Raw genomic sequence first — 26047 nt, 5'->3', positions numbered from 1 at the left:
CGGTTTATTTTTTCTCCTCTTCCAACCTCTGTGCAAGTTCTACAAATTGCTTCATTCCATCCTTTAACTTTTTTTCATTTTCGTACGAAAAGCTTAGACGTATCCAGTGAGATTCTTGTTTTAATGGATCACATACTACACCTGGTACAAATGAGATAGAGTGATGAAGGCTTTTTAACAGCAATGATTCAATTGATAAATTATCGGGCAGTTGTACCCATAAACTTAAACCGCCTTGTGGGCTGCTCCATTTCCAGTTTGTTTTCGCTAATTCCTCCTCCATCATTTCCTTCCTAATCTCTAACGCAATTCTTAGCTTTTCTAAATGTTGGTGTAATCGTAATGACGAAAAATAATGGAGGAAAATCTTCTGATTAAGAAGAGGTGATCCATTATCAATTAACGATTTTGATGTGAGTAACATGGGCATAATAGAAGGCTGAGAAATAATTGTTGCAACCCTTAATCCTGGCGAGATATATTTGCAAAAGCTTCGAACATAAATGACTGTCCCAGCTGTATCATACGTATAAATCGGGAGAGGTGGGGGCTGTTCATAGTAAATATCATGATAAGCATCATCTTCAACAATTAAACAACGATACTGTTCAGCCAATTCTACTAATCTTTTTCTTTGTTCTACTGAAATAGTATAGCCAGTTGGATTGTGAAAGGTTGGATTTGTGTAAAATAGTCGTGGCTTGTATTGCTTCAGCATGTTTTCTAGCTGTTCTAAGTCATACCCATTTTCGTATATATCAACAGTCATAATGCGTGCTCCTTGCGCTTGAAAAATATCAATAGCAGCACAATAACTCGGTCTCTCAAAAAGAACAATATCTCCGGGTTTAATAAAAGTTTCTGAGATTAAATGAATGGCCTGTTGTGAACCAGAAGTAATTAATAGGTGATCTTTCGTGAGATGTGTTTTAAATTGTTTCACAAAGTATTCAGCAAGAACCTCCCGCAGTTCTTCATCTCCTTGAACAGTTGAATAGGTAGCAAGAACTTTAGGATAAAGATCGAACACTTTTTTCACATAGTCTGAAAAAAAGTGATTTGGTAAAAGATTTGGGTCAATTAAGGCTTGAGAAAAGTTATAGGTAACAGGTGCTCTATGAATTTCTGATAGGTGATTTTTTTTTGTATAAGCAGCTATGATAGGATTTTCACTATATTCATAGTCTTTAGTTATTTGTGGTTGCACATAATAACCTGACTTATCCTTAACATATATTTTTCCTTCTTTTTTTAGTAATTGATATGCTTTTAATACAGTGAGTCTGTTAACGTTGAATTGAGTGGCTAGGCTGCGAACCGAGGGAAGTTTGTCGTGAGTTTTCCATTCTTTCCGCTCTATTTGATTCACCACATAGTGATAGATCTGTTTATATAATAATTGTTCACTTTGCACAGCTTTTGCCAACTCCATTTCCTCTTAATGTAATGATTTTAACATGTTTCCATTCTAACTGTTCTATTGTGTTCAATCTGTTCTATAGCGCTAATCGTATGATCAACATAAAGGAGGAGTTTAGAATGGTCATTATAAATTATGTTTTAATGTGTATTATTTTTGGGACGACTTTTTTGGCGATAAAAATAGGAGTAGATTCAGGGTTGCCGCCGTTTTTATCGGGGGGAATTCGCTTTTTTATCGCAGGCTTTTTATTGTTTTTGATTATGCTTGTTAAAGAGAAGAACATCATGCGTTTATTAGTTAGAAAGGAACTTTTTCTATCAGGGGTTGGTTTGACGTTTGGGACATTTGCAACATTGTATTGGGCAGAACAGTATGTAACATCCGGAATAGCGGCGGTTTTATCCGCAACCGGTCCGATGTTGATCATTGTGATTCAGAGTATTATCTTAAGGCATAAAGTCAGAAGAACATCCATTGTAGGATGTATGATCGGTGTCATAGGAGTTTTATTTCTTATATTACCAAGCTTTTCACTTGAGGTGAATTCCTATTGGATCATTGGTTGTTTTGCCATCATTCTTGGAGAGGTTTTTTATGCATCAGGTACGATCTATACGAAGAGTGTATCAAAAAACTTTGAAGGAATTCACCCAGTTGCATTAAATGCGGTTCAAATGATGTATGGGGGAATTTTATTATTTATTTTAGGTTTGTTCACAGAAGAAATTTCTGCGCAAACAATCATACAACCAGCCTCACTTTTGTCTCTTTTTTATTTAATTGTAATTGGCTCAATGGTTGGTCATAGTTTATTTTATTGGCTTGTAGTTAAGACAGATCCGGTTTTCCCGTCAACCTGGCTTTATATTTCACCTTTTATTGCGGTTGTTGTAGGAGTTCTTTTTTATGATGAGTTTTTTTCTTGGTTAACAGGAGTAGGTGCTGTCACTATTTGTATAGGGATGATTCTTATCAATTATGAAACTTTAAAAGAGCGAGTGATTGCACAAAGGAGCAAATATATAAAGGTTTAGTAGGATTCAAGAGGGCAGAGAGAATACTAATAGGTTCTGTTTTGAAGCATATTGATTGTAATTCGAACTAGGAATTAATATGCAATTTGGCAAGTAAGTTAGTAAAGAAAAATGCTTGGAGACTTTATATGCTCCAAGCGTCTTTTAATACTGAGATAAGCACTGCACAGGATTAAGTGAACTCCCATTCTTTGAGAGTCACCAGAAAATAAGCGGAGAAATTCCTCTTAATGAGGAAATATCACGAAAAATAGATGAAACAGACGGAAAGATTCCGCTTATTTAATCGAAGAAGATGAAAATGGGCCATTTTCCTTTGCTTAACCGGAAAAATTCCGCTTATATCCCCAAATCGAGCTCCATTTTTAGATTTAACCGGAAAAACTCCGCTTATTTAAACAATTTTGTATTCGAAAACCCGAACCAGTTAAGGAAATACACACTGCCTTTTACTTTAGTTGTTTTATTACATCACTCGTTTTAACAATCGTCGCAAATTCCTTATGTAAGGTTGCCAATTCTGTTTGATGAATATCTTCGGGAGTATAATATGTACCATTTTGATCAGTAATTTCAAATGCTGCCGTAGCATCTGAAACAAGATAATTTGTAAATCCGAGGTTTCCGCTCATACGTGTTGTTGTTGAAACGCAATGTTGTGTAGATAAACCAGTGATAACAACCGTTTTGATTTGATTTGTTTTTAAATAGGTTTCTAATTGTGTTCCAATAAAGGCACTATTAACATTTTTTTGCATAATTACTTCACCTGATAAAGGCTTAATGCTGTCTTTAAACTCTGTTCCCACTGGATTCTTATAATGAAGAGGAGATTGTGGCTCCAACGATAAGTGTTGTGAATAGATGACTGTCCAGTTACGTTTTCGCCACTCTGTTAACAACGTTAAAATATTGTTTTCAGCTTCCAGGTTGTTTCGTTTACCCCAATAAGGATCATCAAATCCTTTTTGTACATCTAACACTAGCAGTGCTGGCTGATTTTCAATGATGTTCATTCCTTCGCCTACCTTCTTCTTTAATATAAGAACACCTATAGTGTAGGTAAGAAAAGAAAGATCCATTCTAAAAGAAAAAATTAGCCCCCATTTTTTTATAGGAATGGGAGCATAGAATACCAGCTATTCTTCCCTCTTCATAGTATTAAGCATTCGGTGAAAAGGGCATTTGGATAAAGCTGAATCATCATCATGGAGATAATACTGCTTCCATTCAAAATTATCTTCTTCACCATAGCTGTTTAAATCAGGGTGGATGGAAATAGAATCGTAATGTGTAATTCTTTCTCTAATATTAGATTTTATTTTTTGTGCCAGCGAAGGGGAAGAATTAAATTTCTCAAGTACCCACCTTGGCGTAATTGCAAGCATAAAATATGGGAAATATCGACTTTGGCGATTTTGATGGGCTGGAGTAGCGCAATACATAAAGTATTTTTCACCTTGAAAACAAAATTCCCATGCAGAATCATGTGGATCAACAGGAATATTTTCCGGCCATTCAATGGAATCAAACTCACTTGCCCAACTTAATTGCTTCCAAAACATTTGTTCAAATTCTTCAACACTAGTCTTGGATAAATCGGCTGGTGTTTCATAAAAGATAATAAGAGATGTATATTTTCCATAGTTTTTTGATTGTGGTGTATAAGCGGAAAGTAAGTTAGCAAGTTCTTCAGCAGATGAAACTTCTCTAGGATCCCCTACAAAGCCGTATCGTAAATGATTTAATGAATGACCTTGAGTTGCCGGTATACACGGGAACCTTTGCTCTTTATCCACCATTTTAGCCTCAAACTTTTCCAAAGCATCTTTTTTCCAAACCTGTAGATCATCTATATTTAGTGATTCTTTTTCAAATAGTTCCATGTAATCATTAACCTCCTATCACATGTACCATATTCAAAACATTGGGTGTAGGTGAATGACTTAACGGTAAAAAGTTGCATAGGGGCAAAAATAGGCGCTCAATAATAAGGAATAGTTATTTTCTTCCAAGATCATACTGAAAGAGAGAAATAATAACCTCTTATAATATAAAGTCAAAGGAGCTATGGTGAATGATACATACTAAGCAAATTCGGGAGAGGGTTGTTGAGCTGCCGACAAGTGCTAGACCGTTGTTAAATCCAGATGATGTCTGGGTACCTGAGGGTTATAAAGTTGAGGTCGTGGCAGCGGGCTTATCTTTTCCAACTGGGATGGGATTTGCAGATGATGGAACCCTTTATATTTTAGAAGGTGGAAGTACTTGGCCAACACGTCCAGCGTTACCACCTAGAATTCTTAGTTTAACACCCTCTGGAGAGCTAGATGTATTTGCTGTAGAAACATTAGGTGGACCAAGAGGAGTTACCTATCACGAAGGTTATATCTATGTAACATGTAAAGGTGGATATCTTGCTAGAGTGGTCCGTTATGATGTGAAAACAAAGAAAAGAGAAGTGTTAATTGAAAAAATACCTAGTGGTGGTTGGCATGAACCAGGTGGTCCTGTATTTAGTCCTAAGGACGGTTTAATGTACTTTGCCAATGGCTCTGTTTCACAAAATGGTGTATGTTTACCGGCTGGTTTTACAGTGGACCTAGCAAAGCATCCAGAGGCTCATGATATACCTGGGGATGACATTACTCTTACTGGTCATAATGTAACGTCTAGAAATCCACTCATGCCATTTCCCTTTTTAACAGAAACGGGAGCGTTTAAACCGTTTGGAACACCTGCAAAGAAGGGTGAAAAAATTAAGGGAGAACTTTGGTGTTCAACCGGACTTTGGCGAGCTAAGCCAGATGGAAGCGAGCCTGAATTATTAGCATGGGGACTAAGGAATCCTTATGGCTTAGCATTTAATGATGAGGGAGAGCTGTACGCATCTGATAACTGTTTAGAGGAAAAAGGAGAAAGAGCTATTGCAGGTGATCCTGATCGAATTTGGCATATTCGCAATGCTATGACCTCTCATGGATCTGTAAAAAAGCCTGATTGGTATGGATTCCCAGATATGAGAGCAGATGGAGTTCCTGTATGGGATGAAAAATGTAAACCTGCAAAGGGGAAAGAAGCAGAGCAATTAATCGAAAATCCGCCTGAATGGGCTGGCCCTCCTGTTTATCTTGAGAAACCTCATTCCGCTATGACAAAGATGGACTTTAGCCGTTCAGATGATTTTGGGTATCGTGGAGAACTATTTGTAACCGAATGGGGTACATATGCACCGTTAAATTCACCACATGAGAAAGATCTTAACAACGGTTTTCAAGTTGTAAGGGTTGATGTTAAGACGGGAACATCAGAAGTGTTTATGAAAAATAAGCAACTTGGTGCAGCATCAGCACATCAATCAGGTGGAATAGAGCGACCTGTTGATTGTAAATTTCATCCGGACGGAAAGAGTTTATATATTTTAGATTTTGGTCACTCCCCTGTTACTGAAGGATATATCCATGCCTATGGTCATACAGGTGCGTTATGGAAAATTACAAAAGAAGAATAAGAAAGGAAAAAAGATGAAAACAGAAAATCCCGTATTATTAATTGAGCTAGATGATGAGATAAGGAATCAGCAATTAAACGAAGTAGAAAAATGGTTTGAACATGTACTAACTGCTCAAATGGCATTTGAAGTTGTCATTCAAAAAATAATCCCAAAAATTCAAGAGCCTCACATAAAGGAAGCCATTGAAAAGATAGAGGGCGCTACAAAGGAACATCAGAAAATAGCAAAACAACTATTTCAATTAATTAATCGTAATCCAGATATTGTAATGGACCGCATTCTAGGAACAACGGTTTCTAAGCTAGAGGAAGGACTGCTCACATTTCAAGATTTGATGGCGGGAGCAGTAGGTTCATGGCAAGGAATGCACCAACTACTTCTTCTCAATCAACAGGCAATGGGTGCCTTTGCGGTTGCTGAACAACTAGGCTTGTCTTTAGGAATAAAAGAAATTGTAAAAGCTACCTTTAAAGTTGTTCATGAAAAAACAATGCACCAACTTTTAATACAAGAATACATGTTGGAAATGGCACCAATTTCTATCCTTTATAAACAAAATGTTTAGTTGAAGAATAGTGAAAGATTTCCGTTGGTCCTGCCCGTGGAGTCTTTCACTGCTAAAAAAGGACAGGTATTAAGAAACGAAACTGGTCTAAATAGGCTTTCAGTAGCATTTAACTAATAGGGGGTGTAAAAATGAGAACATTTCTAAGTAGGGGAATACGGGCACTATTTTACAATAAAATAGATGATGTACCAACAATGGACCATTATTCACAACTTAGCAAAATAGCAATGGGAGCTATAATGGCAGCTTTGGCAGTTATATTTCAATCTGCGGGTATATTTATTGGATTCGGATACGTGTTAAGTATGTTAGCTACATGGCCAATGATTATCGCTGCATCGATCTCATTTCAAATAGGGATCTTATCCTATGTAACCACGATTTTTCTGCTTGCGATTATTCAACCGAGTGAGGTATTAGTGTTTTCATTTACAACAGGTCTGTTAGGAATAAGTATAGGATACGGATTAAGAAAAATGAAAAATGTATTTAAAGTCATGCTTTTTGCTGGCGGTACAATGTCACTTGGAATTATTGTCTTAATTTCTTTATTTCAATTTCCAATCTTGGGTCCATCGGTAAATTCATTAGGGTTAGGAATGTTAGGCAGTTTATCCTTATTTTCATTATTGTATAGTTGGATATGGATTAAAGTTAGTCTGATTGGAATGAAGGTTTTACAGAAAGCAATGCCTGAAAGAAAACCATCTGTTTATGATCGCGAAGGTTGAGAATATAAGAGAGCCTCTAAAAAAGAAGCTCCTTTTTTGCGATTTTAAATAGAGTTTTTACATAGTGAAGTAGTAAGGTCCAAGTATATTGATATACAAATGGTAAAAGGACCTCTTATACTTGAAGAAGTTTAAGTTTGTTGGACTTCTTATTTAAGAGTATCTATAATTAATAGAATAGTAGGTATGCTTTACAAAAGGTGGGTTTATAGTGGGAAATGAAAACATTAATATAAAGGGACTTCAGTTTGAGTGGGATGTACAAAAAGGGACTTTTCAATTTGAGGGACAAGAAGCCGTTCTTTTTTGGATATCTACAGCTATGAAGTCTTTTTTTGATACAATCGAAGAAATTTCTGGTGCGGAAGCATCGAGCTTAGTGTTCGAGACTTCAGGATTTCGGCAAGGGTTGGTCGTTGGTGATTACTTTGAAAAAATGAAAGATTTAAGTGTAGAAGAGGCAGCAAAATCCATTACATCTACGTATGCTTCAGCGGGTTGGGGACAGATTGAAATAAACGATCTTAACTACGAAACGAAAACATTAACAGCTCACCTTAAAAATACGTGGGAATATAAAATTAATGTGGCTCAGAATAAAAAGCAGGAAGGTAAGTTTCTTCCTGCACATTTTGCAGGTATATTCACGGGATTGTTCGGAACAAATATTTGGTATGAAGTTGTCCAACAACAGCTTGATGGTCACGAATACAGTATTATTAACTATTATCCATCAGAAATCAGTATCACACAAAATATCCATCAATTAGCCCGGAAGAAAGAATCGGAACAAATACAGCAACTAGAAGAACTTGTCGAAGAAAAGACAAAAGAACTAAAAGATCTCGTCAAACAGCTTTCTTCTCCAATTATTCCTGTTCTTGAAGGAATTGTGGTCGTACCGTTAATTGGAAAATATGAGGTAGATCGTGCTGAAGAACTGATTACAAATACTTTAAATAATCTACCTTCACACAAAGCTAGTTATCTTATTTTAGATTTAACTGGTCTTGATAACGATATTAGTGAGCAAACAGCAAGCTTAATAGAAAAGATCGGCTCTGCTTCTTCGTTAATTGGTTCTAAAACAATATTAGTTGGAATTAATCCAGAATTAAGCCTGATCATCTCTCAGTCAGGAATGAATTTCTCACAGTTTGATTGCTTTCAATCGTTACAACATGGAATACATTTTGCGCTAGGGCAAATGGGGAGAAGAATTCTATAAAGGTTTCTAAAGAGGCATGCTGCTGCATGTCTCTTTTTAATGATTTTAAAAATGGATTGTAATCTATATAATATCAAATATTGTTTTGTTGTTCATCCACTTATTAAACGAATTTCATAGTTACACTGTTCCGACCTAATCTTTATCTAAAAAGAGTGGAAAAAAAGGATAATTAGCCGATATAACAAATAGACTACTAAATCTTATTAAGAGGTTATGAATATGTTCTTTTTACCTGTGTCAGACAACGTGTATATACTTGAAGGAGAATATTCACCGCTTATCATTCTCTTATCAATTGTCATTGCATGTCTTGCAGCTTATACTGCACTTTCGATGAACGAGAGAATTCAACAAAATAGTTTTTTTAACCGTAATGTGTGGCTTACTTTGGCATCTATTGCAATGGGGTTAGGTATTTGGTCTATGCACTTTATTGGAATGAGTGCGCTAAAACTACCTATTCCAATGGAGTATGACCTTGTTCAAACAATTATATCTGTATTTCCTGCTGGTGTTGCATCATACCTTGCATTTTATATTGCAAATAAGAAAAATAAGAGTCAATGGTCATATGTTATTTCAGGTATTGTTATGGGACTTGGTATCTCTTCCATGCACTATGTTGGAATGTCTGCTATGAAAATGGAGGCTCAATACATTTATAGACCATGGATTTTTACGGCATCAATAGGAGTAGCGATCGTAGTATCATATGTGGCACTATATATCTTCGCAACGATGCAAAGATTGATTAAGAATCAGTTTGTTAAGATTATAACGTCTATCATTATGGGTCTTGCGGTAGCAAGCATGCACTATACGGGAATGGCAGCCGTAATCTTTTATACAGAGGTGCCTCCATCATCTCATATGCACGAGATGGATTTAACTCTCCTAATTATCTGTATAACTGTTGGAATTATGATCTTTTTCGCCTTTTCGGGACTATCAAGTCTCTTGGATCGCTATGTTGAATATCGACTAAACTATTTTGATGCATTAACAATATTACCGAATAGAAGACAGTTCGAGAAAAAACTAAATACCTCCATCTCAAAAGGCAGTTTAGCTATTATCCATCTACATGGTCTTGAAAAATGGAATAGTGGTTATGGATACTCCTTTGGTGACAGAATTATAAGGGATGTTAGTGAAACAATTATTCGAACAAAGCCTGAAATGGCAGAATTATACCGTATTGAAGGGAACCGATTTGCAATTTTAAGTTTAACGCAAAGCTACAAAGACTTTAAAGCAAGTATGAATGAATTAGTTTCTGCCTTAATGACACCAATTGTTATTGAAAACCAAAAGCTTGTTGTTGAGGTAGCCTGTTCGGTTTCCACATGTTCTAATGAAAAAGAAGCAAAACAACTCTTTTCAAATGCTATGGCAGTATTGCAACACTCTTCCATAGAATATAAACATAAGGTGATTGAATACGATCCTTCTATTCACAAGCTTTCTTTTGAAAGAGGTATTATCCAAGATATTGAAAAAGCAATGGAAGAAGATGAACTTTATGTTGTTTATCAGCCAAAGGTAGGATCGGAAAAGGAAAGCTTAGGTGCTGAAGCATTATTACGTTGGAACCATCCTGTTCATGGATTTATTTCTCCAGGAATGTTCATACCTTTACTTGAAGAGAATGGGAAAATTATAGATGTAACAGATTGGATTATTGAAAAAGTCTGCGAGCAAATGTCCCATTGGCTATCAGAAGGCCATCCTATTAAAGGGGTTTCTATTAATATTCCAGGACAATATATTACATCGCAACGATTAATGGATGTATTAAAAGAAAGTGTTGCTAAGTATGGAATAGACAGTCATCAACTTGAGCTAGAAATTACAGAAACGAGTGTGATCAACAATATTGAAAATGCGATCATTTCGATAGGTGAATTTCGGAAGTTCGGGTTTAATATTGCCCTTGATGATTTTGGAACGGGATTATCTTCATTGTCTTATTTAAAAAGACTGCCAATTACAACAGTGAAAATTGATAAATCGTTTGTAGACGGAGTACCAGAATCAGAGAAGGATTCTGCGATTATAAAAGCGATTATTGTTTTATGTCATTCCTTAAATATGAAGGTAATTATTGAGGGTGTTGAAACCGAAGAACAAATTACCTTTTTAACATGCATGCCGGAAAAGCCGGGAATTCAAGGATATTATTATTCACCACCATTAAAAAAAGATGATTTTGTTAAGTGGATAGAAGATTTTAATCAGATAGAAAAAGTAGTGAATTAAATAAAGGTGTCCTTAGTTTACTTTTCCTTCATTGACTATAGAGCCAATAGAATCCCCACAAATTGGGGGTTCTTTCTTTTATCAATAGAAAAAATGATAAATAAAACTAGGAAATTACATATTATTTACCCAATCTTTTTTTCCTTAAAAGAATAGATTAATAGCAAAGAGAGAAAGACAATAAAGTCAACACTAGTAATTAAGAAATACCTTTTGTTTTTCTCTCTTACTATACCAAAAGGGAGATGATTAGATTGGGTAAGAAGAAGAAAAATGTAGAGTATGGTAAATGCTACTGTTGGGGTTACAAAAAATTTGATGTAGATTTTGATTTCAAAAAGGATGATAAGAAAGATTACGATCATAAAAAATATGATAGAAAAGATTACGACTATAAGAAGGATCACAAAAACGATTACAGAAAGAAACACGACTATGATAGAAAGTGTGAATGCTGTAACAGATACTAAGAGTGTAAGTTTGGTATTGTGAACCAAAATAAAATGTAAGTAGATTATGTAGATGAGAAGAAGTTCAACAGATTGTTTTTTTAAAATCTGTTGAACTTTTTTATATTAGAAAGAGTAAATTAAAGGCTGGCTAAAAGTATAAGAAAACTGAGTAAACTATTCGTTGTTCTCTCTATAAGAAGCTAAAGGCCCCTCGAACAAAATCACCTGTGAAAGCCGAATATGTAATGCGCGATCATCTAAATTAATTTGAACATGATCAACCGCTACACCGGCTACTTCACCTTCAATTCGTCCAGCTGTAGTCACTAATGCAACTTTTTGTCCTTGATGTCTACTAATGTGCTGAACAAAAACTGGGTCTAAGTTGGTGGAATAATTAGTAGGTTGAGGAATACCAGCTATCGGATAAATAGGCGAATGGGATGCTGGTTGATGATGAACATATCCAGGTTGATCAATAGGGTTTTGAATATATGGCACTTTATCGTGTGAATGATTTACGGACATAAAAACACTCCTTAGAGGGGGATTTGTCCTTAATTAATATGAGACAAGTGTACGTTCTATTCTCAATTTTTCTGAAGGGTATAAATTGCTCCATAAAAACTATCTATTTTTAATGTATACATTTTGTACACGTTTGTTTTTTAGAATAAACCACTATCTTCATATTTTGGAGTGGAAGAGCATTCTGTGGATAGTATAACTTAAATTAAATTCGACAAGTACATTCCATTAATGGAAACGTGCATACCTTATACATCATTACAAGATAATTTGCAATAATTCTGAAACAACAGAAATCGCCATAAGGCTAAAAACCAATTATAGTTTAGTATACTACTACACAAATTCAAAGATATAAAGGAAGAACCTTGATATACAAGGTTCTTAAAGATGGAGCATAGGGGGCTCGAACCCCTGACCTCTACGCTGCCAGCGTAGCGCTCTCCCACCATAGTTGGGAACACTACCCTAAAATTATTAGCAAAATACAATTAGTATACTTTCAAATGAGTAAATCAAAATAAATTTAGGCAAAATAAAAAGCGACATCTCTGTCGCTTATGTTTATGGAGCGTAGGGGATTCGAACCCCTGACCCTTTCGCTGCCAGCGAAATATTCTCCCACCATAGTTGGGAACACTACCCTAAAATTATTAGCAAAATACAATTAGTATACTTTCAAATGAGTAAATCAAAATAAATTTAGGCAAAATAAAAAGCGACATCTCTGTCGCTTATGTTTATGGAGCGTAGGGGATTCGAACCCCTGACCCTTTCGCTGCCAGCGAAATATTCTCCCACTGAACTAACGCCCCTAGTGTAAGATATAATGAATTTTATCATAATTAAAGGTTCCCAACAATTATTTAAGTGAAAATCATTAAAATAATATTCATTTTGAAAGGTGTCGATAATTGGACATCTTTTTTTATTATCGTCACTGTCCGAATTCTTATTTAGTTGTAATTGTTTTTAATTAATTTTCATTATACCTTATATAAAAATCTTTTCTGAGTTATATTACAAGACACGCTATTAGTAAAATTATTAGTTACTCTAATAAAGCAGTTAGGGGGTTTTCATAATGGGTCAGATTGAATTTAAAGATAAAGGTTTTAAAAAATCGGTAAAAGAACTGTTAAATATTAAATCCGAAAGAATTACAGTAGCAGATTTATCAGTTGTCCAAGGAATAATTATCACTGTCGGTAAGGCATCGGGTTTTTCGATTCCTTGGATTGGAGATTCAGCAGCATTTAGTATGGTATTCCCTAATGTTTCTTTCAATGTAAATGATTCGTTTATTGGGTAAATGGATTGCAGATATCGAGCATTTTACTCATATTAAATCATTGCATATTTACTTTGCCACAGATGACCTTAGTTTTTTGGAGGGGTTCTGCAATCTGGAAGAATTGTATGTAGTAGATAGTGATAATAAGGAATGGTCTTTTATTCAAAGTTTGACGAGTCTCAGATACCTGTATATACAGAATTGTAAATTCTCCAATTTAATTCCTATCCGAAATCTGTTCAGAGAACAATCGGAGCGGTATGACAGGGCAAGTAGGGAATCGGATACGTATCAAATTTTCAGTGGATTAAAGAAATTATGTTTAACGAATTGTGGTATTAGTGATATTACTCCTTTAGCAGATTGTAAGTTTATCGATGACTTAAATCTTTCTCATAATGAAATAAGCGATATCAGTCCACTCGAGGGCATAAGAAGCCTTTATTACTTAACTTTGAGACACAACAAAATCACTGATATTACATCATTAGGGGAATTAGAAGGAATTTATTTTATAAACCTTAGACATAATCAAATCAAGGATATTTCTGCATTAAAGAAACATCGAAATTCAAATCTGAGTCGTTTATTTTTAGCTTATAACTATATTGAGGATTTTACTGTACTAAAAGGGATTCATTTAATTGATAGTGATATTCGGGAAGCTATAACTGATTCAGAAGCATTAAATGATTTACTAGACCGTAAAAATGGCAAATATTTTGGAATGGTTCTTTGTGAAGCCAAGAACATCATTGGAAAATGGTCACAAGGTATGTTACACCTTACAGGTTTTGAGGATACGACCCTTGTCTTTGATGAAAATGGAACAGGATATGTTCATTGGTATCAAATACCATTTGAAATGGTCGATACATTTAATTGGTCTATTGAGAATGGGCGTATAACTATAAAAGGAATTAATAGATTTGAATTTGAGAAAGATAAATTAGTAGAAAAAGTGGCTTCTCAGTTAAATATATCTAATGCAGATGTTTTGAGAAATAGAAGAAAAGGTTTAGATGGTAAAAGGGTAATGGCAATAGAACTCGATGTATCTTCAGTTGAGGCAGATGATTATTATTTCAATGATGCATTTGGTTTCGTAAGTGAAGTAATATGGGATACAGATTTCTCTAAAAAGTTAAGAGGAATTATATGGAGAGAGTAGGTGTACAAGATGAAGCATGAATTACTTCAACAACTGAAGAGCAGGTCCCTGGGGTAGCTGACAGTATGTATCCGTTATAGGTATTACAAAATAGAGGTTAATGATTGATGGCTAGTTCAATTTAATATGGGATTTATTCACTGAGCTTGATGAGCTTTTTATAAGCAAACAATACCAGGCTTTAATTATCAGGCAAGTTATCTAAATCTACTTGCTATGATTGCGGTGGCAAGGGGTATTTACAATTAGTCAATGGATGGCAAACCCTATCTAGATTTGTGGAAAAAAGGAGAATGGGAGATGCCTAGCTATAATTTTGAAAGTTAGGTGAGAAAATGGATAGAAAAGAATTTGGTGGTTTTTGGTGAAGGTGCTATAAAAATAGGCATCTTCTTTTACTTTATCTCACCCTATTTCCGAGTTATATTACAACAAAGTAAAAATTCAAATGTAAATTTGAGAGGGAAGAAGTATTTATGCAAATAACACAGGATAATATTTATAATTGTTTCCCTTGGGCAAAACCTTTTGATTTAGGGATTGAAGATTCTGATGAGGGATTCTTCTATGATGCTATGCCTTGGACTTTCAATTAGGCTCAATTGAAGTTGATACACACAATGCTTGAAGAGGTAGAAAATTGGTATTTGTTAAGTAACAAACCGATTGAGGTTGCAATAGTTGAGTTTAAAGAGGTTCAGGGTCATGTTTTCGTTGAGAAGAAATGTGGGTTTCCTGAGGTGGATTACATATTTGAAAAATATCGAGCAATATATCTTGGGGAGTAGTATTAAAATGGTCAATCCGTCTAGAAAGGTTCCCTTGGGCAAAGGAAAAATCATTATTTGATAAAATTGATTCTGAACAAGATTTATATGACTGGACACAATGGAATCTCAATAAAAAAAAACTGCATCTTGTTGTAATGTTATTTGAAGAGCTAGAGGAATGGGTTTAAAAGTCGAAATAGAAAGGTTGACATTGATATTTATTACATCGGAGAATTGTTTGATAGTTTGAGTATTGATTTTTCCAGTTCGACTCCAGAAGTATTTATGATCATAGATAAGTATAAACAGTTTTCACTGGATTTATTTGATGAAGAACATGAATATGATGATTTATTTTAAGGTGTCATTAAAATTGGCACCTTATTTTTATTCCTTGAGTATTTAATGGTTGTGAAAAAATAAAACAAATTTTTCAGTGATAATTCAGGTATTGCTAATTAATTGAATGTTCAAATAATTTAGAGGGTAATTTTTGAAAACTTTTTTTATGAGAAAAGAAACATTCATGAGTGGATGGTTCAGCTAAAACATAGTAGATAGAGAGAGTCTGAATATAAAAAGTAAAAATGTGAATGCATAATAACATTTTCAACCACACCATATGAACCCAAGCAACTCAGAATTTGTAACCCATCTTGTATCCTCCTTATCTATCTCAAACTAGATCTTCCTTTTTCACTCAAATACCCGAATACCCAGACGCCCATTTTAAAAAGAACTCTAAAACTATGAGTCCAGAATAAAAAGGAATTAACAGTTGTCGGTGATTAGAAATATTATAACTAGAGATAGACTGAGCAAAAAAACAAACCAGAGAACAACAAAATTTTACCCCACACCACACATACTCAAGTAATTCACCCAATTTTCAAATTTCCTCATCCGGTTTGAGCATCATTTGTTCCCGTCCTTAACATTCCTCACAATAACGGAATACCCACTCACCCACTTTCATTAAAAGGTAGCAGTCATCAAATCAAAAAGTTCATGAAATGACTTTGTATGAACATCGACATTTTCATGGGGACTTTGAAAATAAATTACGACATACAGTATGTTTTGCAACATATTTACTTTTTCAGGCTGTGAGTTAAGTATATTTGGGGTAAATTTTCAAGAGGTTTTTTCTCTCTAAGTAGAAACGAAAAAATTCTACAAGAGAGGAATGGTCATAATGGGTAATCAAGCTGTAAAGGAACAAGTAATAGTAAAAAATGGGGTATTACCTCCACAGGATATTCAATTTCCAACTGATATTAAAAAGGCGGTCGAATCCGATTGGAAAGTAGAACTTCTACTTGAAGAGCATCCAGATTATGAGGGTAAAGTTTCTATTGTAAAGATGACAAGCAAATGGGGTGACACTAGTCCTACATACCGTCTTTTCTCTGATTTTCATGATAAGAAGGAACAAAAAGAGTTGACAAAAGAGTTGGTAAACAAGGGAGTTTTCTATCCAGACGAACTTCCAGCTTTTATAAAGTATGTAAATTGTCTAAAAAGAGCAGAATTAATTACTTCAAATGACAGGGGGTATAAGCAACATATATTGGGGACATCTGAACTAAAAAATAAGGCTGAAGCTGACAGGGTTTATCACACAATTGTCGAGCATGTAATAGAAAACGGCTCTGCTTTTCCAGCAAAAGGTGAATATAAAGATGAGAACGATGGAGTTCGTTTCACAGATGAAAGGGATAAGGCTAAATATGGTGAATATTCTATTGCATTTGAAGCAAAGAAGTTAGGTGAGCTTTTAGAAATTAAAAACAAAATAAAAATGAATTCTATTTTGGGGGAGTTAGCCATCAGAGGAGTCCTTTTCCCAGGTTCAAGTGAGAACCGAAAGAAAGTAACTTTGAGACAAGGCAATGCAAGGCACTCTTACATTTTTAAAATTGATGAATCAGTATTAACTAAGGGAGGTATGTAAAATGGTTGATGTTAAATATATAAAAGCCCTCAAAACAATAGGCGGTAAAACCCGCCTATTGAAAGTATTACTTCCTATTATCAACTATGCCATCAGAAACTATGAGATTAATGGCTTTCTAGATTTATTTGGTGGAGGTAATAAGTTCATTCCTCAATTAAATAAAAAAGTAGTACCTTTCAGGCTCTATAATGAGCTAGATACTGGTATCTCAAATGTTATGGCATGTTTATCAGATTGGGGTAGTGCGAGAGAATTAGTGGACTTGACTTGGGAACTGCAAAAAGCAATTAAGACTAAAAAGGATTTTGAAGATGCTCGTATTAAAAAACGTTCTTCTAATACACCTATGATTGAATCAGCAGCACTTACAATTCTCATTCAAGAGTACAGTAGAGCAGGAGACAGAATAAGTTTTTGTAAGGAAAATACTAAGCAAGGTATTAGCTATGAAAGTTTAGTTAGATACAAAGAGCTAGTTCCATTAATGCAAGATGTTGTAATAACCCAAGCAGACTACAAGTTCTTTATTGAGGAATATGGACACAGGAGTGATTTTCTATGTATCCTAGACCCACCTTACGTGGACTCCGACATTTACGAAGATTCATTTCCGAATGAAATGCATGAGGATATGGTCAGAAGTATTTGGGACATAGACATGAAAGCAGTACTCTGTGGAACTGATAACCCTATTTATGATTATTTAGTTGGTAGAGGTTGGAACAAGTATTTTGTAGGTAATATTCCTAAAAGCAGTTCAACTAAAATTGGTGATAAACAACCTGAGTTTATATGGACAAACATGGACATTCCTTTATATCTACTACCAAAACAAGTGAAATGAATAAACACCCACTTACCCAATCACCCAGATAACTGATTATATTGTGGTTGAGTGGAAACTGGAGAATTTGAATTTTTGGGAGTAAAGGTTTATTTAATTGAGTATTACAGGTCACTAAATTTCTAATCAATAAAATTAGAATTAATATAATGATTTTATATTGCCAAGTAAATACCCTAGAAATTATGTCTTATCTGGGGTGTTTATATGTCTTTTCAAATTTGCTCACAAATCGTTTATTGGGTCGGTAGGCTATTCCCCTTACTTTTGTTCAAGCTCGTCAATTTCGGTGCTTAAAATTGCTTACAGGGGTATTGTTTATAAAATATTAATTTTAATTAAATGGATTTGTAAAAATATCTTTTTTTTTGTGCCTTTAAATCAAACTGTTTTTTCAATATGTTCCGACTGACATTTTGCAATAGTACATGGAAAGTTTATACGAAAGGTGAGTTGAGCGTGCATAAAATATTTTATTACTATACCAGCTAATCTACCATATTATCAATATCCGGGACAATTTTATAAATAATAGGACATAGAAGTTATCACTATCGGTAGTATATGGCTGAGTAAATGTAAAGAAGGTGAAAAAAATGGGTAAAATAATCGGATACCTTTGCACGAAAAAGCATAGCGAGGCTCAGCTGTACAAAAGCGTAGTTAAAGCAGATAAGTTTTACATCGACTTAGCAACCGATCGAGGCTGTTCTAGTTATGCAGAGTTTAATATCTTAATAGAAGAAGTAGAGGAAAATGATAAAGTCATCCTGCCAAGTCTGGTGATGATAAGTGAAGATTTAGATGAGGTCTATAATCTCCTGTGCATTTTTCGCAATAAAGGGGTAAAGCTGAATCTCTTAAATCCAACACGAGGAGAGGAAATCTTTTTAACCGATGGGGGATTTAAAACTTTGGAAGCAATATTCAATCTCCGTAGGGATGTAACCAAAATTAGAGGTGCAATTGAAATCAAAGCCGAGAACCAAATCAAGCATCGAGAAAATCAAGTAGTATTTCCAGACGGTTTTTATGAGGTATTTATTGATTATAAGAATAATGGTCTAAAGGCAGAAGTTGCAGCCAAGAAACTAAAGATAGATGTGCATAAGTTCTACAGGCTTGTACGTGAATTTAGTTAATTATTAAGGATTAGCATAAAACATAAAACAAAGAGATAACTAAGGAGGAAAACAAAATGTATAAGAATATCCATAGTAAATTACAGGAATTTAATCGCTTGCAACGAGAGGGAGTTGACCAGACAGACAATTACATCTTACTTTTCGGTGATAATACCAGAGTAGTCGAGATGGCAAAAATTAATGCTATGAAAATAAAGGTGCAGAAAGGGAAGTTCTACGTAAGCCGAAAGAAAAGTAAAACGACTGATGAATATTTGGTAATAGACATGGTTAATGGACAAGTATATAAAATAAAAAGTAAACTTTACACGGTTAAAGTTGTAGATGATAACATACTAGTTATTGATAACAATACTGGTGAGGAGCATTTCCTTATTGAAGGTGGTAAATTGGATTTCAGGAATGTAAAGCATCTCGGAATGAACAACTATACGTATTTTTCAGGTGATTCAAGTAGTGACTACAAAGGTGTTCCAGCTGTACGTTTTGAGAACAACTTTGCAGATTCTATAAGAGTTCACTGGATAATTGCATTAATGAAATGTGGTATTATAATCCTTAATCTATGTGTAGGTAATTCACCTACTCATAAACTTCGTCATATTGTTGCCTATGAAAAATCGAAAAACAACTCAGTTCGCAACCTTCAAATACTCAAGGGAACCGATGATAAAAATACTAAATAAAGTGTTTGATTGTAAAAAACAGCAAGGGTGGTCTACCTATTCCATCCTTGCTATTTTTTATTTGTATTTTTATAATGACCAACCAAGTTGAAAAATCAGTGTTTCTATTCGGTAGCTGTATATTTTATGCCTTATTCCCAATCATTCCGTAAAAATTCTATCAAATATTTGAATACAGAGTTATCATAGCAACATATCTAAAGGAGGGGTAGTCCAATGTCTTTTAATTCTTTAAGGTTCTATCAAACACCAGTCGTTCAGGCTCTACAAATCGTTCATTTAGATGTTGCTGCATCATTAATTGTAAATCATTTTGCTGAAAAGGAAGATTTCATAGTCTTTAAATATTTAGAAGGCAGAACAGTAATCACTGATGGTAATGATGCTATCCTTGCTACCATTGAACAACGATTATTCAGCCATGATGTCTGGGCGGTTTATGGTGAGGAATTAGAATTCAGTTATTACACATTTATGACCCCAAGTGAGTATTAAAAATAGAAAACAGGGCAATTTTGCTTGCTAACTCTGATTTAGTGAACAAATACCGCAAAGGTGGTCATTGTAGGAGGAATTAATTTGAATTGTGAATATTGTTTTGGAACAGTCAAAGTCTTTGATAGTTTTCATTCCGTTCAAACAGTCGAATGTTTGAGTTGTGGAGTTCGTTACGATGTAAGGCTAAATCCAAAAATATCTAGTGAGGGGGTAGATGATCCTCTTATAATACCGAAAACAAGATTTATAATTTTCTAGATATTTTTATAAAAGAAAAAATGGAATTATAACTCTCTCAATATTTTTATAAAAGCCGAAAAGGATTCTTATAAAAGGTCTGAAATTCTTCTAAAACTAGAAGGGAATTTATAAAAGTCATAAATTTTTTATAAAAAGCGAATAGATGGGTTATAAATGTCTACACTTTACACACCTTCGGATACAGTCCTATGTATATACATTATAAAGTGTTTTGCCATATCCTAATTCTGCTCATTTATTAGGGGCTGCTTTATAGATATAAGAATTTAAATATTTTTGTATCCATCCTCTTTGTTATTCCTCAAATAGAGACTTCAACCAGAGTTAGGTGAAGAATGCCTAACTTATTTTATGCTCATATATGGTCATTTCCTCAATTAATTCTCCTAATTGGTGTTCAATATCTTGAAAATGCCAAAATTCACTCAATATCAACGGTTTTGCATGTATCTTTCTGAAATTCGTTATTAACATTTTGATTATGTTATGGAACATTTTAAATTTTCAAGAGAATTCTAGCAATCAAAACTATTTTGAGTAGGAAGATACTTAATTTTATTCTTAATAAAAATCACTCTTAATTTTTACCTTACCTTGTGTTTGGAGATTTTGAACCTTGTAGCTCTAGGGATTTTTAAAGTTTTACAAATCTATAAAAATAATAATAGTGGAAATTTATTAAGCAATATGGTGTTTGCTTAATTTTTATTAAGTCTTGTAGTAGTTCTGAAGGTTTCTGCTGATTTTGTAGATTTTACGTAATTTGCATCAAAGGTTATTTAAGTAAAAGGCAAAGGGCAGGAGGAAGGAAGTTCATGAAAAAGCTGTTGTTGTGGGAGAAAGTTCATGCAGGAATAAATGAAATCGAGCAAAGGTTACGGTCACAAGATGTAACTGATGAAGCCAGATGTCTTGAGAATAAGAAAAAGCTATTTTTAGCTGAATTGTTTCTATTAATTCAACACATTGGTAAGTCGACAGAGAAATCATCATTGAAATACGAAGCTTGGGTAAGTAAGGGTAAGAACCGAGAGGAAACAGCCGAAAAGTTAGGAATGACTACTGATGGTTTACGAGCAACCATTTGGTATTTCAATAGTCGCTTAGAGAATATTGTTGGTGAGGACACCTTAACCAAAATTGTAAATTGTGAGTCACAACAAGAACTTGGTGAAATAAAGAAATGGCTTTGGTCTAGAGTCAGTTCGCTTAATAAGGGGTATTTCAGATAACCATAGGTGGTGGATAATCGGATGGCAAATAAATTGATTTTCAGAAAGTATGTTGAAGCAAGAGAACAGGTAGAGGTGTCACAGCGAAGCAAGGAATTCTACGGTGAAGATGATTCACTAGAAAAGAGGCAGTTATCTGCTCTGAAAGAAATATTTGATTATATAAAGAATGACGAGACATGGGCAGGTCAAGAAAGGTCGAGAAAGAAAGTAATTATTTTCATCAAGAACCATTGTTCATATGAAAAAACAAAAAATGAACTTCGAGCAAAGAGTAGAAACAGTGTTGAAGCATCCATGAGTTATTTATCAAAAAAACTTGAAGCTAAGATTGGGACAAGTACCATTGATTTGATACTTGCACATAAAGTAGATGAAGCAATGATTCAATTTCGTGCAGGAACTGGTAAGCTAAATCCTGCGGATTATCTAATAGATGGTCTGTTGGATTTGTTACCAAAGTCAAATAAACGCCATGTAACTTTAGAAGAATGTGAAAAAGAAATTAAGTTTTTACTTACACTTACAAAGTCGAACTTAGAAGAGCACTCCTGCTTATACAATAAGGATAATTTGTCGTACCTATTGTATGTTTTAACATCAACAGATAGTGTCGTAGCAGATGAACGAAAAGTTTTGTATCAATTACTTAAGGGAGATTTCCGTAAAGGTGAAGATGGTAGATCTTTAGATATAAATTCCCAAATTACAAAGGCATTTGAAGAGTAATTAATTAAAGGTTACAGATAGTACAAAAATTATTAGAAGGTGAAATAATGTTCTTTGTAAATACAGTTGAACCAGATAATACTCCAAATCCAAGCAGAATCCATCTCTTAAGGGGTATAGAACTTCAAAATCCCTTGACCTTTGATGAAATCACGGACATAACTAATACACCGTATTCAAACGAAAATTGGAGCAAGCTCGCTTATTTTGTTACAAAGAGTTCATTAAGACCATTTTATCACGAAAATTTAGGTAGAATTGTAGAACAGCATATTGCCAGGGGTGATTGGATAATTAATGATATGTCTGTAAATTGCTTATTCTACGAGACTTACTTCCGAATGCCTTCAGTCTGCGATTGGACACGCCAATTCTTATTTTTCACAACAGATGATTTTCTTGGTTCATTAGGTATTTATGCATTAAATTTATCAACTGATGCAAGTGAGTATATGGCTTTAAGACAAATAGCGAAAGTGGCTCAAAATCAACTTGTCAGTAACAGTCCCTTTAATCGTTTTATGGTGGCGATACAAAGACAAAATTATTGGGGATTTGCGTTTGGAGAAATACTTCCAACGATGACGCCAAGAATGTACACAAATGCTAGAAGGGTAAAAATCTCATTATTTAAGGAACCGAGCAAGTTTTTTTACGAACTGTTAAGTGGAGGGATGGTAAATAATATACTTCATGAAGAATATGAAATACGCATTAGAATTTAACGGATGATTAATAGGGAGAGAGAAATTTTCTCTCTACTTATATAAATATTCATTGGAGATAACTATATAGAATATTTGGGAAAACTAGACATTAGTAATCTAAATGTAATAAAAGAATGATCTTGCCAAAAAAAGGTGGTTCCTTAGTAATGTTATTTGATACGATTAATAAAAACGAAGGAGTTTTTATATTATGTCATTTAAAAATAATCGTTCAATCACAGAAGAATTATCAATTTACTCTTTAATGAGAGAGACTGAACTGACTACGTCTCCTATAATAGGTGAAGAAGATTCTGAGCCAGTACATAAAACTACCATTTATATGGATTTATATACTAGTGATATAGGTAATAAAAAAAATAAATATGAGGATGTAACAAATAAATCCAAGAAAAAACATCCTGAAATGACAAAAGAAAATGCTGAACTATTGCGAAAAGGTCGAGAAATTATTGCAGCGATGAGTGAAGAAGAAATAAATAATCTTGGTAGCAAATCAGGAAAGTTACACTTCGTTAATTTACTTGGTCTACAATCAAGGAAATCAACTAGGACATTATCTGACGAGCAAGGTAAAAGATACATAAAAGTATCAACCCCAGTGGGTATTACTTTATGTTCTGATATTGATATTGAAGTCCCAAAAATTAATATATTGAAGGATAAAAATACTGGAATTGATATAGAAAAGGATATCTCATATAGAAAAATAAAAGCAGGAGAAAATTTTGATTTAACATATTATGAATGTATGTTTTTACTGCTACGAGACGAGTATGCAGGATTTTGTGAAGCAAACGGTGATGATAAAGGATTACATTTATCGGTAAAGTCAACTGCATTTATGAAAGGAGAGGCTAAATTACCAACACCAACTTTCGCCTTTAGAAGAAATAATCGTATCAAATATGCAGGGGTAGATGAACATGCCCCTATAAAAGCAAGCATAGTGAATATAGATGAAAAGAATTCAGGCGGTAAATGGGTAATCAAAAAAGCTTATTCGGAGAAGTTTGGACCACTGTTAAGGAAATAACATCCTAATAAATGTAAAATATCTTCTTGATAGACTATCTCTTTATGAGTAGAAAGCGAGATTATTATTAATAAATGAGGAAAATAATGCAAAGAAAAGAACAATGTATATAGCGGGATCAAGATTGTATCTACTGACAGTGTTGAATTATAACGGAGAGGGGTAACAAGGGCAATCAGGGCATCGCTTTTTGCAAACTTAATTAAAAAGGAAAGAATCAAGCATGGGAAATATGACCTTAGCACATTAAACTATTAACAGAAAGTAATTTTACCCTTCGGCATAATGTCCGAATGGTTTTAGTTATAGTTTAGTTTAGAGGTTTTATTATTCCGAAACCATCTTTAATTTTGGTTTCTATAATCCCAATTAGAACTGATATAATCATTATAATAAAATCTAGTTTAAATAGGTGATTATATTGGCAGAGAACAGAGAAGGTAAATTAGCGATACTCAGAGTTTCAGACGACTTAAGTAAAGAACAACTAATGGGAGATGGTGACATCTCAACTAACACAAGCCAGCCTGTAAAACATGAAAAGAACCTGATTACTTTAAATGAGTTGATGCCCCATACCAAGAGTATTCAGGAGATTGCCACAGGTTCCGAGCTACTATTAGCTTACGAACTAGGAAGGTATGCCAAACATTTGTTAGGAAAGGAATTATCTTTAACAGGCATAAGCATTTCAAAAGACCTTTTAAGCGAAGAGCATTTCAGTTTTGTTGTAAGCAATGGTTTAGACGTTGGATTTGAGATTGAAAGAAAAGAGTTAGCAGACTATTCAAAGAATGCCCGATATTATTTCACTAAGAAAGTGGATGGGGTAGACTTCAAAGCAAAGACTCAGAAACAGGTTGTTTACGACTTCGAACATAATACAGAAGCCAACAGAATAATGCAAGGAGATAACCGTTCAGCAGCATATGTAAGTTTAATAGCGTACATAATGGTCAAGAGTTTGCGTGATGAAGTTCCAACACCCAAATTGCTAATAGACCATGAAACGTACACCCATCAGAACTTAGAATATGTTGACCTTTTCATATTGAAAAACTACGGAAATAAAATTCTTAAAGACCTAGTAGAAATTATATATTCTCAAGCAGCAGGTGCACAACCTGATTGGGAAGCTTTTGTAATTTTTCACCGTCAAAAAGGATTAATGAATAAAGAATACACCATAACTGAAAAGTTTAATCACTTGAAAGAAAATTTTGAAGTTGGAGACGTAGTTTTGTATTACAAAAGGAAAAAATCTGCTAAGGATGATACCATCAAAAAATTAACACATTGTCATCCAGCGGTAATTAGTGGTATTGAGAATGGCTCAGTTAAATTAGAATGGTATCCAATTATTCAGACACGATTAACTCGTCGAGTTGAATTGGACGAAATTAAACAAATTTCAAAAGAGCGAAAAAAAGAGTCTATTTACATGTTTGATGATTATGAAGACTTTACAATATGTAATGAAACTTTCCATTTAACAGAACTAGGTATAGATACTTGTACTTTCAGTGAATTAAATTTCTTTATCAAGCTAATTGATTTTGATGGTTCTCACCAGTGGCTCAAGACTAATGAAGGTGAAAAATATGTTTGGATGTCTACTCTAGATACAATTTATGCTGTATTCGAGGATAGAGGGGTTGACTATAACAAGGAAAAATTCCTAAGCACATACTTCCAACCTAGCAACCGAGAACCGATTTATGACCAATATGTTCAAGCATCAACAACAAAAGAATAAAATTTAGAGTTTATATAAAATGAAGCGACTTTTTGTGCCACCCTTCAAACTAAACAAGCAGAAATACTTGAACCAAATCACTTTGATAAAGGGAAAGCGACATCCCAAATCCTTTCAAGATATTTTTATAGTTTTTGAGTAGTCAGTAAAGATATTCAATAATAAATGAGGAATAAATTTGAATTAAGATAAACATTGCT

Annotated in this window: 24 protein-coding genes and 3 tRNA genes; 20 read left to right on the top strand and 7 right to left on the bottom strand. The window is 34.1% G+C overall.

The window, feature by feature from the left end; translation table 11 throughout:
• Positions 1–4 precede the first annotated feature (4 nt).
• A complete protein-coding gene (locus tag LPC09_RS20055) occupies positions 5–1432 on the bottom strand; it encodes an aminotransferase-like domain-containing protein (protein WP_231308124.1) in 1428 nt (475 codons plus the stop codon).
• A gap of 107 nt (positions 1433–1539) precedes the next feature.
• Between LPC09_RS20055 and LPC09_RS20050 the strand changes: the two genes are divergently transcribed.
• Positions 1540–2457 carry a DMT family transporter gene (locus LPC09_RS20050; RefSeq protein WP_231308123.1) on the top strand — a complete coding sequence of 306 codons (918 nt, stop codon included), beginning with the start codon at positions 1540–1542 and terminating at the stop codon, positions 2455–2457.
• Positions 2458–2906: 449 nt separating this feature from the next.
• Here LPC09_RS20050 and LPC09_RS20045 read toward each other — a convergent pair whose 3' ends face one another.
• Positions 2907–3473: a cysteine hydrolase family protein gene (locus tag LPC09_RS20045; RefSeq protein WP_442920000.1), complete on the bottom strand. Its 567-nt coding sequence runs from the start codon at positions 3471–3473 to the stop codon at positions 2907–2909.
• A 123-nt stretch (positions 3474–3596) separates the two neighbouring features.
• Positions 3597–4343: a YqcI/YcgG family protein gene (locus LPC09_RS20040; protein WP_231308122.1), complete on the bottom strand. Its 747-nt coding sequence runs from the start codon at positions 4341–4343 to the stop codon at positions 3597–3599.
• 191 nt (positions 4344–4534) lie between these two features.
• Between LPC09_RS20040 and LPC09_RS20035 the strand changes: the two genes are divergently transcribed.
• From LPC09_RS20035 to LPC09_RS20010, 6 genes are all read left to right on the top strand, one after another.
• Positions 4535–5968 (top strand): PQQ-dependent sugar dehydrogenase, encoded by a 1434-nt coding sequence (locus tag LPC09_RS20035; protein ID WP_098798235.1) that lies wholly within the window; start codon positions 4535–4537, stop codon positions 5966–5968.
• Positions 5919–6536 carry a hypothetical protein gene (locus LPC09_RS20030; RefSeq protein WP_231308121.1) on the top strand — a complete coding sequence of 206 codons (618 nt, stop codon included), beginning with the start codon at positions 5919–5921 and terminating at the stop codon, positions 6534–6536. Before LPC09_RS20035 ends, LPC09_RS20030 begins: the two co-directional genes overlap by 50 nt.
• 131 nt (positions 6537–6667) lie before the next feature.
• A complete protein-coding gene (locus LPC09_RS20025; RefSeq protein WP_098799804.1) occupies positions 6668–7270 on the top strand; it encodes a YybS family protein in 603 nt (200 codons plus the stop codon).
• Positions 7271–7478: 208 nt separating this feature from the next.
• Complete coding sequence (locus tag LPC09_RS20020; protein ID WP_098799803.1) at positions 7479–8498, top strand: STAS domain-containing protein; 1020 nt, start codon at positions 7479–7481, stop codon at positions 8496–8498.
• Between the two features lie 222 nt (positions 8499–8720).
• Positions 8721–10760, top strand: a complete 2040-nt coding sequence (locus LPC09_RS20015; protein WP_231308120.1) for a bifunctional diguanylate cyclase/phosphodiesterase — start codon at positions 8721–8723, stop codon at positions 10758–10760.
• Positions 10761–11014: 254 nt separating this feature from the next.
• Positions 11015–11230 (top strand): hypothetical protein, encoded by a 216-nt coding sequence (locus tag LPC09_RS20010; protein ID WP_231308119.1) that lies wholly within the window; start codon positions 11015–11017, stop codon positions 11228–11230.
• Positions 11231–11386: 156 nt separating this feature from the next.
• Here the strand turns inward: LPC09_RS20010 and LPC09_RS20005 are convergent, their stop codons facing one another.
• The 4 genes from LPC09_RS20005 to LPC09_RS19990 all read right to left on the bottom strand — a co-directional run bounded on the left by LPC09_RS20005 (position 11387) and on the right by LPC09_RS19990 (position 12555).
• The gene (locus LPC09_RS20005) at positions 11387–11740 is read right to left on the bottom strand and encodes a DUF2642 domain-containing protein (RefSeq protein ID WP_231308118.1); all 354 of its coding nucleotides are present in this window, start codon (positions 11738–11740) and stop codon (positions 11387–11389) included.
• Between the two features lie 391 nt (positions 11741–12131).
• Positions 12132–12207, bottom strand: a tRNA-Ala gene (locus LPC09_RS20000).
• A 100-nt stretch (positions 12208–12307) separates the two neighbouring features.
• Positions 12308–12383: transfer RNA gene (locus LPC09_RS19995), tRNA-Ala, on the bottom strand.
• A 100-nt stretch (positions 12384–12483) separates the two neighbouring features.
• Positions 12484–12555, bottom strand: a tRNA-Ala gene (locus LPC09_RS19990).
• Positions 12556–12824: 269 nt separating this feature from the next.
• Here LPC09_RS19990 and LPC09_RS19985 point away from each other — a divergent pair.
• From LPC09_RS19985 to LPC09_RS19925, 13 genes are all read left to right on the top strand, one after another.
• The gene (locus tag LPC09_RS19985; protein ID WP_231308117.1) at positions 12825–13052 is read left to right on the top strand and encodes a hypothetical protein; all 228 of its coding nucleotides are present in this window, start codon (positions 12825–12827) and stop codon (positions 13050–13052) included.
• Positions 13045–14205 carry a leucine-rich repeat domain-containing protein gene (locus LPC09_RS19980; protein WP_231308116.1) on the top strand — a complete coding sequence of 387 codons (1161 nt, stop codon included), beginning with the start codon at positions 13045–13047 and terminating at the stop codon, positions 14203–14205. The genes LPC09_RS19985 and LPC09_RS19980 overlap by 8 nt, the downstream gene beginning before the upstream one ends.
• Before the next feature lie 620 nt (positions 14206–14825).
• Positions 14826–14993 (top strand): hypothetical protein, encoded by a 168-nt coding sequence (locus tag LPC09_RS19975; RefSeq protein WP_231308115.1) that lies wholly within the window; start codon positions 14826–14828, stop codon positions 14991–14993.
• A 1177-nt stretch (positions 14994–16170) separates the two neighbouring features.
• Positions 16171–16929 (top strand): hypothetical protein, encoded by a 759-nt coding sequence (locus LPC09_RS19970; RefSeq protein WP_231308114.1) that lies wholly within the window; start codon positions 16171–16173, stop codon positions 16927–16929.
• Position 16930: 1 nt separating this feature from the next.
• Positions 16931–17776 (top strand): DNA adenine methylase, encoded by an 846-nt coding sequence (locus LPC09_RS19965; protein WP_231308113.1) that lies wholly within the window; start codon positions 16931–16933, stop codon positions 17774–17776.
• A gap of 596 nt (positions 17777–18372) precedes the next feature.
• Positions 18373–18918: a hypothetical protein gene (locus LPC09_RS19960; protein ID WP_231308112.1), complete on the top strand. Its 546-nt coding sequence runs from the start codon at positions 18373–18375 to the stop codon at positions 18916–18918.
• 56 nt (positions 18919–18974) lie between these two features.
• Positions 18975–19607: a hypothetical protein gene (locus LPC09_RS19955; protein WP_231308111.1), complete on the top strand. Its 633-nt coding sequence runs from the start codon at positions 18975–18977 to the stop codon at positions 19605–19607.
• A gap of 216 nt (positions 19608–19823) precedes the next feature.
• Complete coding sequence (locus LPC09_RS19950; protein ID WP_231308110.1) at positions 19824–20102, top strand: hypothetical protein; 279 nt, start codon at positions 19824–19826, stop codon at positions 20100–20102.
• Positions 20103–21181: 1079 nt separating this feature from the next.
• On the top strand, positions 21182–21598 hold the full coding sequence (locus tag LPC09_RS19945) for a hypothetical protein (protein WP_231308109.1): 417 nt from the start codon (positions 21182–21184) through the stop codon (positions 21596–21598).
• Between the two features lie 21 nt (positions 21599–21619).
• Positions 21620–22327, top strand: coding sequence for a hypothetical protein (locus LPC09_RS19940; protein WP_231308108.1), 708 nt, complete (start codon positions 21620–21622; stop codon positions 22325–22327).
• A 47-nt stretch (positions 22328–22374) separates the two neighbouring features.
• Complete coding sequence (locus tag LPC09_RS19935; RefSeq protein WP_231308107.1) at positions 22375–23052, top strand: hypothetical protein; 678 nt, start codon at positions 22375–22377, stop codon at positions 23050–23052.
• Between the two features lie 193 nt (positions 23053–23245).
• Positions 23246–24091: a hypothetical protein gene (locus tag LPC09_RS19930; protein WP_231308106.1), complete on the top strand. Its 846-nt coding sequence runs from the start codon at positions 23246–23248 to the stop codon at positions 24089–24091.
• 421 nt (positions 24092–24512) lie between these two features.
• A complete protein-coding gene (locus tag LPC09_RS19925) occupies positions 24513–25847 on the top strand; it encodes a hypothetical protein (protein ID WP_231308105.1) in 1335 nt (444 codons plus the stop codon).
• The last annotated feature ends 200 nt before the right edge of the window (positions 25848–26047 follow it).

It is taken from the genome of Metabacillus sp. B2-18 (genome assembly GCF_021117275.1).
Classification (GTDB): Bacteria; Bacillota; Bacilli; order Bacillales; family Bacillaceae; genus Metabacillus.
The sequence above is the reverse complement of the archived record's forward strand: the minus strand, read 5'-3'. Positions and strand labels throughout refer to the sequence as shown.

Coding starts and splice junctions, on each gene's coding strand:
- LPC09_RS20055 (WP_231308124.1), bottom strand. CDS start 1,432: ATGGAGTTGGCAAAAGCTGTGCAAAGTGAACAATTATTATATAAACAG.
- LPC09_RS20050 (WP_231308123.1), top strand. CDS start 1,540: ATGGTCATTATAAATTATGTTTTAATGTGTATTATTTTTGGGACGACT.
- LPC09_RS20045 (WP_442920000.1), bottom strand. CDS start 3,473: ATGAACATCATTGAAAATCAGCCAGCACTGCTAGTGTTAGATGTACAA.
- LPC09_RS20040 (WP_231308122.1), bottom strand. CDS start 4,343: ATGGAACTATTTGAAAAAGAATCACTAAATATAGATGATCTACAGGTT.
- LPC09_RS20035 (WP_098798235.1), top strand. CDS start 4,535: ATGATACATACTAAGCAAATTCGGGAGAGGGTTGTTGAGCTGCCGACA.
- LPC09_RS20030 (WP_231308121.1), top strand. CDS start 5,919: ATGCCTATGGTCATACAGGTGCGTTATGGAAAATTACAAAAGAAGAAT.
- LPC09_RS20025 (WP_098799804.1), top strand. CDS start 6,668: ATGAGAACATTTCTAAGTAGGGGAATACGGGCACTATTTTACAATAAA.
- LPC09_RS20015 (WP_231308120.1), top strand. CDS start 8,721: ATGTTCTTTTTACCTGTGTCAGACAACGTGTATATACTTGAAGGAGAA.
- LPC09_RS20005 (WP_231308118.1), bottom strand. CDS start 11,740: ATGTCCGTAAATCATTCACACGATAAAGTGCCATATATTCAAAACCCT.
- LPC09_RS19985 (WP_231308117.1), top strand. CDS start 12,825: ATGGGTCAGATTGAATTTAAAGATAAAGGTTTTAAAAAATCGGTAAAA.
- LPC09_RS19975 (WP_231308115.1), top strand. CDS start 14,826: ATGCTTGAAGAGGTAGAAAATTGGTATTTGTTAAGTAACAAACCGATT.
- LPC09_RS19970 (WP_231308114.1), top strand. CDS start 16,171: ATGGGTAATCAAGCTGTAAAGGAACAAGTAATAGTAAAAAATGGGGTA.
- LPC09_RS19965 (WP_231308113.1), top strand. CDS start 16,931: ATGGTTGATGTTAAATATATAAAAGCCCTCAAAACAATAGGCGGTAAA.
- LPC09_RS19960 (WP_231308112.1), top strand. CDS start 18,373: ATGGGTAAAATAATCGGATACCTTTGCACGAAAAAGCATAGCGAGGCT.
- LPC09_RS19955 (WP_231308111.1), top strand. CDS start 18,975: ATGTATAAGAATATCCATAGTAAATTACAGGAATTTAATCGCTTGCAA.
- LPC09_RS19950 (WP_231308110.1), top strand. CDS start 19,824: ATGTCTTTTAATTCTTTAAGGTTCTATCAAACACCAGTCGTTCAGGCT.
- LPC09_RS19945 (WP_231308109.1), top strand. CDS start 21,182: ATGAAAAAGCTGTTGTTGTGGGAGAAAGTTCATGCAGGAATAAATGAA.
- LPC09_RS19940 (WP_231308108.1), top strand. CDS start 21,620: ATGGCAAATAAATTGATTTTCAGAAAGTATGTTGAAGCAAGAGAACAG.
- LPC09_RS19935 (WP_231308107.1), top strand. CDS start 22,375: ATGTTCTTTGTAAATACAGTTGAACCAGATAATACTCCAAATCCAAGC.
- LPC09_RS19930 (WP_231308106.1), top strand. CDS start 23,246: ATGTCATTTAAAAATAATCGTTCAATCACAGAAGAATTATCAATTTAC.